At 36.0% G+C, this 15,424-nt stretch carries 13 protein-coding genes; 5 read left to right on the plus strand and 8 right to left on the minus strand.

What is annotated here, in order from left to right; all coding sequences use genetic code 11:
• Positions 1-279: 279 nt before the first annotated feature.
• The 5 genes from ACP6PK_RS00485 to ACP6PK_RS00505 all read right to left on the minus strand — a co-directional run bounded on the left by ACP6PK_RS00485 (position 280) and on the right by ACP6PK_RS00505 (position 4,176).
• On the minus strand, positions 280-759 hold the full coding sequence (locus tag ACP6PK_RS00485) for a hypothetical protein (protein WP_426556829.1): 480 nt from the start codon (positions 757-759) through the stop codon (positions 280-282).
• 232 nt (positions 760-991) lie between these two features.
• Complete coding sequence (locus ACP6PK_RS00490; protein WP_426556831.1) at positions 992-1,684, minus strand: metallophosphoesterase family protein; 693 nt, start codon at positions 1,682-1,684, stop codon at positions 992-994.
• A 293-nt stretch (positions 1,685-1,977) separates the two neighbouring features.
• A complete protein-coding gene (locus tag ACP6PK_RS00495; protein WP_426556833.1) occupies positions 1,978-2,523 on the minus strand; it encodes a L,D-transpeptidase in 546 nt (181 codons plus the stop codon).
• A gap of 143 nt (positions 2,524-2,666) precedes the next feature.
• Entirely contained in the window at positions 2,667-3,305 is a 639-nt protein-coding gene (locus ACP6PK_RS00500; RefSeq protein WP_426556835.1) for a bifunctional 4-hydroxy-2-oxoglutarate aldolase/2-dehydro-3-deoxy-phosphogluconate aldolase, read from the minus strand.
• Between the two features lie 262 nt (positions 3,306-3,567).
• Positions 3,568-4,176, minus strand: coding sequence for a hypothetical protein (locus tag ACP6PK_RS00505; RefSeq protein ID WP_426556837.1), 609 nt, complete (start codon positions 4,174-4,176; stop codon positions 3,568-3,570).
• Positions 4,177-4,861: 685 nt separating this feature from the next.
• Here ACP6PK_RS00505 and ACP6PK_RS00510 point away from each other — a divergent pair.
• The 4 genes from ACP6PK_RS00510 to ACP6PK_RS00525 all read left to right on the plus strand — a co-directional run bounded on the left by ACP6PK_RS00510 (position 4,862) and on the right by ACP6PK_RS00525 (position 9,969).
• The gene (locus tag ACP6PK_RS00510) at positions 4,862-6,358 is read left to right on the plus strand and encodes an FAD-dependent oxidoreductase (protein ID WP_426556839.1); all 1,497 of its coding nucleotides are present in this window, start codon (positions 4,862-4,864) and stop codon (positions 6,356-6,358) included.
• A gap of 370 nt (positions 6,359-6,728) precedes the next feature.
• The gene (gene hpnJ, locus ACP6PK_RS00515; RefSeq protein ID WP_426556841.1) at positions 6,729-8,162 is read left to right on the plus strand and encodes a hopanoid biosynthesis associated radical SAM protein HpnJ; all 1,434 of its coding nucleotides are present in this window, start codon (positions 6,729-6,731) and stop codon (positions 8,160-8,162) included.
• A 167-nt stretch (positions 8,163-8,329) separates the two neighbouring features.
• Positions 8,330-8,644: an AbrB/MazE/SpoVT family DNA-binding domain-containing protein gene (locus ACP6PK_RS00520; protein WP_426556843.1), complete on the plus strand. Its 315-nt coding sequence runs from the start codon at positions 8,330-8,332 to the stop codon at positions 8,642-8,644.
• Between the two features lie 164 nt (positions 8,645-8,808).
• The gene (locus ACP6PK_RS00525) at positions 8,809-9,969 is read left to right on the plus strand and encodes a radical SAM protein (RefSeq protein ID WP_426556845.1); all 1,161 of its coding nucleotides are present in this window, start codon (positions 8,809-8,811) and stop codon (positions 9,967-9,969) included.
• Positions 9,970-10,381: 412 nt separating this feature from the next.
• Here the strand turns inward: ACP6PK_RS00525 and ACP6PK_RS00530 are convergent, their stop codons facing one another.
• On the minus strand, positions 10,382-11,185 hold the full coding sequence (locus tag ACP6PK_RS00530; RefSeq protein ID WP_426556847.1) for an EamA family transporter: 804 nt from the start codon (positions 11,183-11,185) through the stop codon (positions 10,382-10,384).
• A 297-nt stretch (positions 11,186-11,482) separates the two neighbouring features.
• Between ACP6PK_RS00530 and ACP6PK_RS00535 the strand changes: the two genes are divergently transcribed.
• Positions 11,483-11,731: a UPF0175 family protein gene (locus ACP6PK_RS00535; RefSeq protein WP_426556849.1), complete on the plus strand. Its 249-nt coding sequence runs from the start codon at positions 11,483-11,485 to the stop codon at positions 11,729-11,731.
• A 208-nt stretch (positions 11,732-11,939) separates the two neighbouring features.
• On the opposite strand, the gene bchD is transcribed toward ACP6PK_RS00535, so the two are convergent.
• Together bchD and ACP6PK_RS00545 are read right to left on the minus strand one after the other, a co-directional pair.
• Positions 11,940-13,964: a magnesium chelatase ATPase subunit D gene (gene bchD, locus ACP6PK_RS00540; protein ID WP_426556851.1), complete on the minus strand. Its 2,025-nt coding sequence runs from the start codon at positions 13,962-13,964 to the stop codon at positions 11,940-11,942.
• Between the two features lie 355 nt (positions 13,965-14,319).
• Positions 14,320-14,880 carry a PEP-CTERM sorting domain-containing protein gene (locus ACP6PK_RS00545; protein WP_426556853.1) on the minus strand — a complete coding sequence of 187 codons (561 nt, stop codon included), beginning with the start codon at positions 14,878-14,880 and terminating at the stop codon, positions 14,320-14,322.
• Positions 14,881-15,424 lie beyond the last annotated feature (544 nt).

The following is a 15,424-nucleotide window of genomic DNA, read 5'->3' on the forward strand; positions in this document are numbered from 1 at the left end:
AAGGGAACAGGGAAAAGGGAACAGGGAACAGCAGACTGTAAAAGGGTTTTCCTAGGTCATGCTGCGCAAACAGGATTTAGAAATGTCCTAACCTATTTGCGTAGCGCTATAAAGTATAGAAACCAGATTGGTATGAGATGCTTTACCATACTGACATCTATCTCCCATCAACTCGGTTTCTTATAATAGAGATCTCCTATAATCAAAAATCAAATCAATTATCTCTGAGAAATCATTAATTATTTCCCCCTAATCCCTCTTTTCCAGAGAGGTCTAATATCAATTATAATGAGCATATTCCCACCAATTACCATAAATTTTTTCTGTTATATCTGAGTATCCTCGATTCAAACAATCTTCTTTACCAGGTGTTACATAAACGAGACCAAATTCATTAAAAACCCAGGTATCAGTTGTAAAGAAAGTACAGTCTTCTCCTTGATGAATGAACTGAACATAAAACCATCCAATTATAGTATCATTTTGGCATAAATTAGGACTATTTACACAATTCATTAAAGCAGGTTCAGATAATCGTAATCTAATTATATCTGTATAAACTGCTAATAAAATGTAACAAAAAACTAATATTGGTACAACTGTTATTTTGATTAAAGTTTTTACCTGAGAATATTGCAGTTTATGTTTGTAAAGAAAGTATCCTAACATTATCACAATTTGTAAAAGCCAATAAACTCCAACAATTAAACAACCAATTAAACATATAAAAATAATCGCTAAAGAATCATATGAATACATAGAATATAGTATGATTTGCCATTGTATAGCTAGAGGTACAATTAGGCAAAAGAATAGTAAAATTATTTCCCAATAGTTTTTGATTAATCTAAAGTTCAAGGTAAAATCTCCCACTGTAGTTTAGTTTATTAGACATCTCCAGAAAATAAATAAAGCCTTTTTTTACCTTTCTAGGGATATTGGATTCAACGCCCCTAAACTCTTGTTCATGTCTATTTCTATATAGTTTCTTCTATAATAATTCAAGGAGTTGAAAATCATCAATAGAGGCTGTTCTCAATTTACCTTTTTTATTTGCCTGCCAAACCTTACCACTATCAACATCTAAACAAGTCAACCATCCCTTATCATAAATTCTAGTATCAATACAAATGGCGTGACCGATATTGATAGGTTTACCATTTTTTTGACTCGTGTGACCGCAAACCATTGTTTTCCCAGAAAAGTGAGGCATAGGATTATTAAATCTTTCCCAGAAAAGGTTGTATTCTGATTGCTCATTTAAAGAAAGATGAGGAACAGCATTTGCATGAACAAAAAAATGTTCGTCTGACTCCCACCAGTCTACACAAACATTTTCCATAAAATGCCAGTGTTCGTCTGGAATCTTTTTTCGTTGAGATTTACCAGACTTAGAATAAGAAGCTAAAGTCTCCTTTCCTCCAGATTTATGCCAACGAGCTTTATCTTCCGCACAATGGCGAGACCTGAGCATCATCAGTTCATGGTTGCCACGCAAAGCTACAAGTTGCCCAGTTTCATGTAGTGCAATCAATCTATTAATCACTCCTTGAGTATCCGGACCTCTATCTACATAGTCGCCGAGAGTAACAATAATATCCTCTAACTGTGGTTTGACTGCTGCAATTAATGTATCAAATGCTATTGAATGACCGTGAATATCTCCGATGGCAAGAATACGCATAATATCAAATCCGGCAGTATTGGTAGAATTAAATAGTTGATTAGGAGTCAGGAGTCAGGAGTCAGGAGCAAAAGGAATTTAGAAAAATTTTTGGTGTTGGTGATTTTTGCTATGATTTTTCTGGCATTCTAGAAACCGGGTTTGTGTTAGATGCCGATAAATAGCGAAATTTGTTTCCAACAAACCCGGTTTCTGATAATAGAGAATAGAGAATAGGAAAACAACAATTTTAGTATTTGACTCTGACTGCAGTAGAAGCTACTGATCACTGATAACTGATAACTGATAACTGATTAGTTATGTACTACCACAGGCGTTCCCACGGATGCCCAGTTAAATAACCATTTTGCGTGATTGACTGCTACATTTGTGCAACCGTGACTAACTGGTGTACCAAATCTATTATGCCAGTAAGCACCATGAATTGCCATTCCTCCATCATAATACATAGTATAGGGAACATCGGGCACATCGTAACCCGGTCCGGTCATTCTGGTGGTGCGATATTTTGTGTATACTCTAAAAGTGCCTAAGCGGGTAGGAGTTGATGCTTTACCTGTGGAAACTATGACTGCATAAACCGCTTTATTTCCTTCCCAAGCAATTAATCTTTGGGTAGATAAATCAATTGAGATCCAACGTTCGTCTGATTGTTGCAACTCTAACATTCTTGTAGCAATTACATTTTCCCATTGACTAGCTTTTGTTACTATTGACCAAGAGAAAAAAGTTGTAATAGTTAGCGCTACACTGGCGAATATTTTAACTATTTGATACCTATTTTTAGAACTAGAGGAAACCAGTTTATTAGTAATTCCTGAACTCAGTAAATTTTTCATATTTATACCTCTCTATAAGCAAGAAAAATTATGCTCTAATTTTGTTGATTTATACCACTACTAAAAAAGTGTTAGGACATTAAAAAAATTAAAATTAATTATTTCCCCCTACTCCCTACTCCCTACTCCCTACTCCCTACTCCCTAATTTTCTGAAAGTTGTTTAACTATAACTTGAGCTTGTTGAGCGATCGCTTCCCAATCTTCAGCAATTATTAATTTTTCCGGAAATAGTTTGCCTGATAAACCTACAGCAATTGCACCCGCGTTAATAAATTCTTTAGCATTTTCTAAGGTTACTCCACCAGTAGGAATTAAAGGAATATCTCCTAAAGGTCCTTGCAAACTTTTAATATAATTTGCACCTCCAACTGCCGAAATTGGGTATATTTTAACACAACTAGCTCCTGATTCCCAAGCAGTAACTATTTCTGTGGGAGAAAGAGCGCCGGGAATTATGGGTACGCCTGCTATTTTTGCTGTTTGAATCATAGCAGGATTAGTATGTGGGGTAAAGACAAATTGGCAACCAATTTTAAGTGCTTTTTGTAACTCTTCTAGGGTTAATAATGTACCCGTGCCAATGGTACAAGTTGGTAATTCAGAGCGGAGCAAAGTAATTAATTCTGCTGCTTGATGAGTATTCCAAGTAATTTCTATTATCCGGATACCTCCAGCAGCAACAGCTTTTGCCATTTGCCGAGCCAGCTCCATTTTTGAGGTACGAATAACAGCAATTACTCGATTTTTTTGTAATGTTTTTAACCAATTTTCTTGAGTCATAGTTATTTAGAATAGGTAAATATGTTTTTGAGAAAATGTTTTGGCAAATAATTATTATAATACAGATTAATATTCTCACTCTTTTTCTTCTTATTAAACGTTCTTACAAGAGTTTCAAAAAAAGCTTATTTATTTTTTTGAGGATATGACTATGTACAGCAGCTTTCATCAAGTGCGAGGTATAGATTTCTCAGGCAAGATCCTTGTTTTTTCTTAGTGTTGAAGTTGTTACAGGCAAGATGCCTGTGTTACCTTTAAAATTCTAATTTTCCAATTTTCCCCAAATAGCTAATCCTCCTCCTCTACCCCTAGCAGCAATAAATTTTTCTTGAATTAAAAAGTAGGCAAAAAATGCTTGCTTCCCGACACTTTCCGTAGCAAATTTATCTTCACTTTCTTTACCACCTCGAATATATCCAGAATAAAGTTTGATTCCGAATAATTTGACGGTAATTTTGGTAAAATCAAAAGCCAGAATATTTTTTTTATCTAGAAACTTTGTCGGTCCGGAAAGAGATAATTTTAAACCAGCAAATTCCACATTATTTTCTACACTACCGATTTCTAATTTTTGAGGAATTTCAGAATTATATGGAGGGGAAAAATAGGATAGTGTAATTTTTACAAAATCAGGAAGATAACGTCCTGAGCCTAATACAATACCCGCTCTTTGTCTAGTTTTTTTCGTGCCAGTAATAAAACATAATTGCCAATTCCCTGATAGTTGCTCAATTTTATAATTTTGCTTTTCCTTTTTTGACTTTTTTTCAAGTTCAATAAGTGCTGAAACAACAGAATTAGGAGATGGTTTATTAGAGGCATTTTTGACAATTGAATTAGCTGCTGTTTCTATTATTAATAAATTTTCCATGATACTTTTATAGAAGGTTTTAGGTTCAGTAGGGGCAAATGGCCATTCGACCCTACATTCTTGCTGTGACTATATTTGAAAATATCCTAACGGTAATGGCAATTGCTATATTATACAAATTTGATAAAAATGCAAAACTTGTAGTAGACTGACACACCTTAAATAGTCCAATAGTAGGGGTGGGTTGGAAATTAATGAATAATGAATAATGAATATAGTAGGGGCGGGTTTCTCAGTTAAATTAACGAGGTTTCACCTAAAGTTAAATAAACCCGCACCCAACGATTTAACCCACAATTAGTAGGGGCTGGTTTCTACGTTAAATTAACGAGGTTTTACCTAAAGTTAAATAAACCCGCCCCCAACAATGTAACGCACAATTAGTAGAGGTGGATTTCTACGTTAAATTAACGAGGTTTTACCCTTAAATTAACGAGGTTTTACCTAAAGTTTAGATAAACCCGCCCCCAACGATTTAACCCACAATTAGTAGGGGCTGGTTTCTACGTTAAATTAACGAGGTTTTACCTAAAGTTAAATAAACCCGCCCCCAACAATGTAACGCACAATTAGTAGAGGTGGATTTCTACGTTAAATTAACGAGGTTTCACCCTTAAATTAACGAGGTTTTACCTAAAGTTTAGATAAACCCGCCCCCCAACGATTTAACCCACAATTTAATTAAATGACAAAAATCCAAGCTTCTCAAATTGAATATGTCGATGTAATTATCATCGGTGGCGGAATTGCTGGAATTTCTATTGCTGAATTTCTGGCTCGTCATAGTCGTCTTTCTATCAAAGTATTAGATAATGCCCCACAATTAGGAACATTTGCTTCGGGTAAATTAGAAGGTTGGTTTCATACTGGGGCACTTTATTCAGGACATGATGATGCTCAGACTTTTATTAATTGTGTTAATAGTTTGGAGGATTTAATTAATCTATATAGTTCCTATTTTTCTGAACAATGTAATATTGCTCTAACAGAAACTAAACCTAATTTTTTTACCCCCGCAGTTATCCCTAATTATAATGGTTGGTTTAATGATAAACCTGTATATTTAATTCATCCTAGAACAAATTCTCCAGAAATTAATCTATCTGGTCTGAAAAGCGATTCGGTATATTTAGAAATTCAACGTAACCGAGTTTTAGGGAGATTAGAAACTGCTTATGGTCAACAACATAATTGGCTGCAAAATGGAAATTGTTTAGCACCAATTTATGGCGAAGTTGAAGCTTATGAGGGATTAAATTGTTCCTTGCGCCATTCAACAGAAACTATAGATAATCTTTGTCGTAGATTTGATAATTCTTATGGTCTAGAAAATTCTAATTATGAAATTATCAAAACCTTAGATTGTTCGATGAATACAACTGCCATAATGAGAACTTTAGTTGCTAGTGCTATGGAGCGGGGGGTGACATTCGAGACCGGAGTAACTATTGATAAATTACTAATAGATAGCTACGGTAAAATTCAAATCAAAAGTCTTTTATGTCGTACACAAAATAGTTTTCCTAAACGTCTCAAAGCGCGGTTATTTATTTTTGCAGTCGGAAAAGGTTTTGAACCCTTTTTATCAGATTTACAAGTACGGGCAAAACTTAAACGTAGCCGTAGTGCAATGGTAGTAGCTCAACCTGCTTTAACCGATACTAATTTTGTGCGGATGTCTACTAAAAGAAAGTTTCATTTTAATCATTTTGTGCATAATTGTGAGATAGGGGCGGAAAAATTTGTTTATTCTATGTTGGCTGATTCTAGCTATACTAATGACGACCCAATAAATCGAGAAGAGGAAGTAGATATTGAGCAAATTTTAGATTCGGCAGAACGATATTTTGGCAAAGAAAAACTTTACAGTCGAAATCTTTTTAGTTATGACTGTGTAAAAACAGAATTTATTAGTCAGGAAGAACAAAAACGCCGTTATAGTTATTGGATAGAGTCAAATCCTAATAGTAATTATTTGTGTGTTTTGCCAGGGAAATTTTCCTTTTTTCCGACAGTGGCATTTCAATCTTATCAACGGATTAAAACTTTAATTGATTTTGAGGAATGTTGCGAGAAATCAACCTTTGCTCCAGATGTTAAAGTTATGGAAGAGGCAAATAAATTAATTGCTGATTCTTATCCAGTGAAAATTATTAATGAAGCTAGAAACTTTATTACTTAACGAGTTGAAACTAGGGTGATTTTGCAATTATGAAAAAATTTTTTTTGTTGAGAATTGTGGAATAGGAAAATTGGTTTAAATAAGTTGTGGAAGGAAAATAAAATCTAGTAGTAGTGTATCTAGCTTGAAAATATGGGTAAATTTGAGTCAATGAAGACCTCTCCCCCCTGCCCCTCCCCCTCTCCTGCAAAGAGAGGGGAGAAGCTCCCCCTTCCCTACAAGGGAATGGGGTTGGGGGGTTAGGTTTTTTTAAGCAACAATTTTAGTCTAGATACGCTACTAGATTTTTAGTCATATCAGTCCACTTGATATTTTCTGAGGAAAATTCCGGTATATTATAATTCTGCATATTATAAATTTAGTATCAAATATGAAAAAAACCTTATTCTTAAATCCCCCTTCCTTTGATGGTTTTGACGGAGGTGCCGGAGCTAGATATCAAGCAAAACGAGAAATTACCTCATTCTGGTATCCAACCTGGTTAGCTCAACCTGCTGCTCTAGTTCCCGGAAGTAAATTAATAGATGCTCCTGCTCATTATCAAACAGTGGAAGATGTACTGAAAATTGCCAAAGATTATGAACTGGTAATTATGCACACCAGCACCCCTTCCCTCCCCAATGATGTTAAATGTGCAGAGGCAATTAAAACTCAAAACCCGGAAACACAAATAGGTTTTGTTGGCGCTCATGTAGCAGTTTTGCCAGAACAAACTCTCAGAGATAACCCAATTATTGATTTTGTTTGTCGCAACGAATTTGATTACACCTGTAAAGAATTATCCGAAGGCAAACCTTTTGCAGAAATTAAAGGGTTGAGTTACCATGACTCCCAAGGTAATATTCAGCATACCCCAGAACGAGAATTGATTCACGACTGGGATGCGATGCCTAGTGTTTTTCCGGTTTATGCAGAACATCTAGATATTCGGAATTATCTAATTGGTTATTTGCTCAATCCCTACATCTCCTTATATACAGGTCGGGGTTGCCCTGCTAAATGTACCTTCTGTTTGTGGCCACAAACTATTGGCGGACATCAATACCGTGCTAAAAGTCCGGAAGCAGTAGGGCGAGAAATGGCAGAAGCAAAAGCAATTTGGGGTAGCTCTGTCAGAGAATACTTTTTTGATGACGATACCTTTACCATCGATAAAAAACGAGCGATCACCATCAGCGAACATCTAAAGAAGTTGAAACTAACCTGGAGTTGTAATGCTCGTGGAAATTTAGATTATGATACCCTCAAAGAATTGAAAAATAACGGTCTACGTTTGCTCTTAGTTGGTTTTGAATCAGGAAATCAGCAAATTTTGGATGGAGTCAAAAAAGGAATTAAATTAGAAGTCGCCCGCAAATTTATGGAAAATTGCCATAAGTTGGGAATTAAAGTTCATGGAGCTTTTATTCTCGGTTTACCGAATGAGAGTAGGGAAACTATTGAGGAGACTATCCGTTTTGCTTGTGAAGTCAACCCCCATACGATTCAAGTTTCCATTGCTTCTCCTTATCCAGGAACAGAATTATATAGTCAAGCTGAGAAAAATGGTTGGTTTACAGGAGATTCTCTGGTAGCAAATTCTGGGATTCAAATGTCGGCATTGCAGTATCCTAATTTGTCTGGTAGTGAAATTGAGGATGGGGTAGAGCAAATGTATCGACGGTTTTATTTTAGACCGAAATCAATTATTCCAATTGTTGGAGAAATGTTGGCAGATCCGCAAATGTTGGTGCGACGTTTGCGGGAAGGTAAGGAATTTTTGTCTTATTTGAGGGAGCGTCATCAGAGAGCAGCGAGTCATTAATTAGCTAGACATCTCCGGTTTCAATTGAATTATCGGAAATGTCTATTAGTTATTATATTTCTAGTTTCCTTTGTCTGTGAAAAATTATAATGAATGAGATGAAATAGTTAAAAGTTAGGCTGAATTTTTCTAAGGAATTAGCAATATTACGATTAGGAATGAAAATTATGACATCAAAAACCGTGATTCAAGTAACAGCAAATGGACAGTTAGAGTTACCGCCAGAAATTCGCTCTCAGTTACAACCTGGGGATGAGTTTTTCTTGTGGCAAGATGAAGATACCATTATCCTCAAACGGGTGAAAAAGTCGGCTGTTAAGGATATGATTAACGCGCAAAAAGGAGTTAACCGTGAGGCAAATTCACGTTTTTTTGAAATATGCGATCGCCTCCATGAACTTAATGAAATCGATCCTATTTCTGAAGAGGAAATTCAAGCAGAAATTAAATCTTATAAGCAGGAAAAACGAAAGTTAACTTAAGTTGATGCGAATTATCTTAGATACCAATACTGTGATTTCTGGACTATTTTGGCGAGGGAAACCTTTTGAGGTTACAGCAGAGAATATGCTTGGTTTATCACCAGTATTTAAGTGTCAAAATTATCAATACTATACCTGTACAAATTATATCAATCAACAAAATTATGAAAACAAATACCCAAAGAACACCAGATAACAACAATACAAAAATTACTTCCCAAACCCAAAATCGCGGGATGTCAACAACAACTAGCATCCTTGATACCCTACAGTTAGTCTTTCAAGCAGGAGGTCCGGGATTTTGTCAATTTGCTATTAATAATGCTTGTAATGCTAACTGCGGTTTCTGCAATTTTGCACGAGATACTTTTCCGAAAGAGCAAACAAAATTTGTTGAACTTGATGAGGGTATAGATTCAATTAATATTCTGTTTCGCGAAGGTATTAGATATCTGGTTTTCACAGGTGGGGAACCAACTCTTAATCCCAACTTGGTCTCATTTGTTAATCATGCAGCAGGATTAGGAATCAAACCTATGGTAGTTACAAACGGTGGGTTGTTAACGCCAAACAAAATTCACGAATTAGCTGATGCAGGTTTATCTAGTCTAATTATTTCAGTTGATGCTGCAACTGAAGAAATTCACGAAAATAATCGTGGGTTGCCTGGTGTATGCAATAAAATTAAAGAAGCTAATCAAGTGCTGAAAAATATTGGTATGTATTCGACTGCTTCTGTCACCATGAGTCATTTAGTTGATTATGATGCACTGCCAGATTTTCTCTACTCCCTGGGATTTGAGTCGGTAGTGTTTTCCTATCCATTAACAAGTCTTGATTCTAATTTTCTCGGATTTTCTGATGCAGGTTTAGTGACTCATACTAATGAAAGTCTGTGGCAAGCTTACGAAAAAGTCAAGGAATTAAAAAAGCGATTTCGAGTAGTTAACCCTACTCTTTCTTTAGAAGAAATGCAGAGATTTGTCAACAATGAGGAGCAACGTTATCCTTGTTTAGCAGGTTATCGTTTCTTTTTTCTTGACTGGGATTTAAACTTATGGCGTTGTCATTTTTGGCATGAACCGATGTGTTCTATTTATGAGTTTGATAGCTCGAAATTGGTTAGGGATAATTGTACAAAATGTATGATTAATTGTTATCGAGATTCCAGTTTAATGCAGAATATTGCAGTGTCGATGCAGGATGCTTATCAGTCAATTAAGAAAGGAAATTTATTAGATACGGCAAAAGCTTTAACGAGGAAAAGTAATGTTGATTCTTTACGAGCGGTGATGGAAGAATTACCTTGGATAATGCGGTTTTAATAATGGATAATGGATAATTGATAATTGATAATGGATAATTGATAATGAATAATTGATAATGAATAATTGATAATGAATAATTGATAATTAACCCTGGTTTAATCCTCTCGGTTTTAACCAAATGCGGAAATATTATTAGACATCTCCGATAATCAAAAACAAAATCAATTATTATATAATGTTCGGATAATTAGTGAGAAAAAAAATTTGGTTTGTAGTTGGGCTTTAGCCCTATCTTAATAGTTCGGGCTAAAGCCCAACTACAAGCTTTAATTATAACTATTCAACCGGACATGATATTATGGATAAATTATCAATTATCCCCGCTATTGCCTGATTCCCGGTTTCCTCTTTTCTAGAGAATCAGCAAACCCTAATTATCCATTATCAATTATCCATTATCAATTATTTCTTATCTATTAACTATCAAACCAATAACAATAAAAATAATGCCAATAAATCTACCCAAAGAAACCTTTTCTTTTAACCAAAACTTCGCGCCTAAAATACTACAAACATAAGTTAATGCTGTTGCCGGGCGGACAAAACTAACATCTGCCCAACTTAACACCGAAATAAATGATAAAAAAGCAATTGTTTGACAAAAAACTCCCACAATAATTAACCGATTTATGATAATTTCACCTATTTGTTGAACTAGACTTTTGATGGATTTTAAATTCACCTCTCCAATTTGTTTCATCCCTCTGGCAAGACATAAATCTCCAGTTGAATCAGCCAAAGCAATAATAGCGATCGCTAACCAAGTTTTAGACTGATAAAAGCTCAAAGAAAATCCCACTAAAGCCAGGTGAAAATTATGATTTTTTCTATCTTCATAAAGACTTTTACTTAAACCAACAATTAATACACCAATAGTTATGATTAAAGTTCCGATAAACCGCATACTTGAAATTGTTTCATCTAAAATCAACCAAGCAAAGAAGGCATTTAACAAATAAGTTAAAGAGTGCATCGAAAGTACATAACTCAGGTCAAGTTTAGAAATAACAGTTAGGTATAAACCGAGAGAAAGCATGAGAAAAATTACTCCTAACCAAATCCAAAAATTTGTTAGTAAGTAAATTATTAATGGTATCCAACTTTCAGAATTAACTAGATTAACTTCCCCAAATTGTTTCATGGCTTTACTTAACCAAATATCTCCTAAAACCTGGGTAATATTCAACAGAAATAGTAAGATTAAATTTGCCATAGGGAGTAGGGAAGTAGGAGAATAGGGTTCTTAAGAATAAGTAAGTAGTAATTACCCTCTTTTCCTAGAATCCTTAAAAACATTGCTAAACTTTACTTAATTACTTAATAACTGAAGTCTTGAGGAAGTATAGCATTATTTTTCGGAATAAGTGTGGCTATTCCTGAATATAACGAAAGTTAACTGCGGAAATTTCTGCTAAAATATATTTCTTACTTCTTCCTTACCAATGAAGCAGGAAATATGTCATAATCAATTCTAGATTAATATTTTTTGAACAAAAAATAGATTCTACCTATGTATCAACTAACAATTAATATACCAGAAGAAACAGCCTTAGCCTTAAAATTAACCCCTGAAGAACTTAGTCAAGAAATGAAACTAATTGCTGCCATTAAACTTTATGAATTAGGTCGTCTTTCTTCCGGTGCTGCTGCAAATTTAGCAGGTATTCCCAAAGTCCTATTTTTAATAAAATTAACTGATTATGGTGTAGATACTTTTCAACTCACTGAAGCTGAATTAGCAGAGAAACTAAATAATTGATAATTGATAATGGATAATTGATAATTAATCTTCAGAGGTTTAAAGCCTCTTTACCAATGGATAATTAATTTGATTTTTTATGATTGGAGATATCTATAGTGAAATAGGCGGTGCGTTACATTTCATTTTCATGTCCCGAAGGGAAACGCACCCTACTAAACACTCCTTCTTCCTTCTTCCTCCTTCTTCCTTCTTCCTTCTTCCTTCCCTAACCTATAGCATCTTTCAACGCATTCTGAGTCATAGCAGCGATCGCCTGATCCGTCGCTTTCGGTAAATGATAATACTTACCCCCCGCTTGTTTCGCCAACTCTTTCGCAAAGCCAGTGGAAACAAACTTATTCTCAGTATCTATCATCAACAACTGTATCCCCAAACCCCGAATTTTAGCAGCAATTTCCAACAATTCCTCCTTAATATTCGGTTTCTCATCATCCAACATCGGTTCACCCAAAGAACGCGCCAACGGAATATTCCCGCGCCCATCAGTAATAGCCACAATAACCACCTGCCCCACATCACCAGACTGCTTGGCATTCACACCAACTCTCACCGCTTGAGTCAAACCATGTGCTAAAGGTGAACCCCCACCACAAGGCATTTTTTCCAAACGTCGTCGGGCAGAAGTTATGGAACGAGTCGGCGGTAACAAAACCTCCGCTTGTTCCCCCCGAAACGGAATCAACGAAACTTGGTCTCGACTCTGATACGCCTCCGTCAACAACTGCATCACCGCACCCTTTGCCGACTGCATTCTATTCAACGCCATCGAACCTGAAGCATCAACCACAAACACCACCAAAGCACCAGCCTTTCTTGCCAACCGTTTCGCCCGCATATCACTCTGCTCCACAATAACTTTGCGGTTTGGTTGACGTTCTCTTCTCGACTTTTGATAAGGAGCAGCAGAGCGCAAAGTCGCATCCACAGCAATACGTCGCACCTTACCTTTAGGCAACATTGGTTTCACATAACGCCCCCGATCTTCAGAAAAAATCATTGTTCTACTACCCGACTTACCCTGACGGTTTGCCGTTTGCGCAAAAGACAACACAGTATCATCTAAAACCACTCCCTCCGGATCGAACAGAAATTCTTCAGGAATACTTGCCTCTTCTTCCTCTGGAGGTTCCTGGTTTTCCTCATCTTCCTCTTCCTCTTCCTCTTGTTCCTGTTCCGAGTTATCTTCTGGAGGTGGAGGTGGTGGTGGTGGCGGTTGTTGTTCCTCTTCTGGCGGAGTTTGCACTATTGTTGCTCGCGGCACAATAACTAACTCCACCGCTCGACGCAAGTCATCAGCATTAACAGTTGTGCGTCCGTCTAGTGCTGCGGATGCTTTAGCAACTCGCACTGCAAAAAGTTCTGCTCGATGTCCTTGCACTCCTCCACGAACTGCTTCTTCTACTAAATAGAGTATTTGCTCCTGGGTAATAACCACATCTTTTACCCACTCCCTCGCCAACAAAATCTGAGTTTTGAGATTATCTATATCTTCTGTATATCTTTCCAGAAAAGCTTGAGGAGAACTAGCATAAGCTAAAGCTTGTTCTACTGCTTCCACTCGTTGCTCTAAACCTAAAACCATATCTGCTGAGAGAGCGATCGCTATTCTATCTAGCAAATGTTCTCTTAACGGCCCCTCTTCAGGATTATAAGTAGCAATAAATAGAGGTTTACAAGGATGTTGAAAACTAATACCCTCCCGCTCTATCTGATTTCTGCCTTCTGTTAAAACTGTCAGTAATAGATTAGCAATATTATCATCCAGGAGATTAATTTCATCTACATATAATACCCCTCGGTGAGCAGAAGCTAATAAACCTGGTTGAAATACTGTTTCTCCCTGCTTTACTGACTTTTCTACATCCACTGAACCCAATAACCTATCTTCTGTTACTCCCAGAGGAACTTGAATAAAAGGTGCAGGTATAACTTCTGTAGGTATTTCTTCTACTGTGGCGTTAGGATGCTGTTCTAAAAGTTCCTCATCCCATTCTTCAGGGTAGTTGGGATTAGAGTTGCTAATAGAACCTTTGACAATTTCAATCGGAGGTAAAAGGGAATGTATAGCTCTGGCCATTACAGATTTAGCAGTCCCACGACGGCCAGCAATGGCGACTCCTCCTAATCCTGGATCGACGGCTGCTAACAATAAGGCCATTTTTATTGCTTCTTGTCCAACTACAGCAGCTAGAGGAAAATTGATAATAGTGGGAGGGTTAACGACAGGCATAGTTTGAATAGTTTGACTCTTACTTTCTAGGATATCAATTAATGGGACATATTTTTCCAGTTGGGGTTGGCGATCGTGAAACGATGTGGAGCATTATCGCTTCTGCCTTACTGCTGAATGCCTTCTGCTATAAGCAGCTATACAAAATTAATCACACATTTTGTCAGACTGAATCCCTTATACTGTATCCCTCAGATCAAATTAGGGAAGGTAAACAATTTTGTAATGGTGCTTATCTATTAAATACTTTTTATTACACTTTTTCCGGAAAAATAAGGTGGGAAAGATACCCACCCTAATTATTATTTTTATGCACTTCTATAAACCTGATAGTCAAATATTTTTTTTACCAATTTTAACGATGAGATAATTTCTTTTTATTCAGCCAAAATCCTAAACCTACTAAACCTAAACCGATAACAACCCCTGGTTCAGGAACATCAGAAACTGGTTCTTGTTTCTGATAACTCACCTCACCATAACCCGATCCATTGAAGGGAAAACCACTCAAATCTGTGTAATCAAACTCATTCTCAAATAAGTCCCAAGACAAATTTGCATCAGCAACATAATCCCAATCTAGACTTTGAAATACTCCATTTTCAAATAAAACACCATCTCCGTCATTCTCAAAGTCTAATGCTTCTACTCCAAAAGTTTGCCCTAACCAATTAAACTCAAAATCCAATACTTGTTTAATTACTTCGCCAGAGCCAATATCAAGTTCTTCACCCTCAGAATCAAAAGTAAAATAGCCCGATCCAGTAGTACCATCGTGAATACCTCCGTCAATATTTGTGACAGAGAAATCATATCTCATTAATACTGCTTGAGCAGGCATAGCTATTGTTAAGGAACCTAAGCTGATAACTACTCCACCACTAGCAACGACTAACTTTTTGTAGATATTCTTCATTGTCTTGCCTCCGTGTAACTACATAATAGTATGTTTCTAGGATAACAAAACTTTTTTGTCATGTTTACGGTTTGATACAGAATTTAATCACGACGAAACTTCTTTCATTTTTGTCAAGGTCAGCGATCGCTTCAAATGCTAAATCTTCTCTATTTCTATAATTTTAAGCTACACATTATTCTGATTAAAGTCTTTATTTTTAGCTTTTCAATTAAATATTACAATCTACATATATTATACTTATTTTTATTATAATTAATATTTATATTCAATTAGGGGGTAATGCCCCTCATGGGTGTTATACTACGTTTAGTAGATGCACCCTGATAGTCATAGTCCCTTGGCCAAAATTGGCCAAGGGACTTTTTTTATCTATTGGACCTTAGTTTAATTAAACTTATACTTTTTTTATTTAGGACATTATTTTTTCAAGCAATCAACTAATAAAATAAACTATACTTATTTTTATTATAATTAATATTTATATTAAATTAGGGGGTAATGCCCCTCATGGGTGTTATACTACGTTTAGTAGATGCACCCT

It is taken from the genome of Dapis hubbardiae BLCC-M172 (assembly GCF_050016015.1).
Lineage (GTDB): Bacteria > Cyanobacteriota > Cyanobacteriia > Cyanobacteriales > Microcoleaceae > Trichodesmium.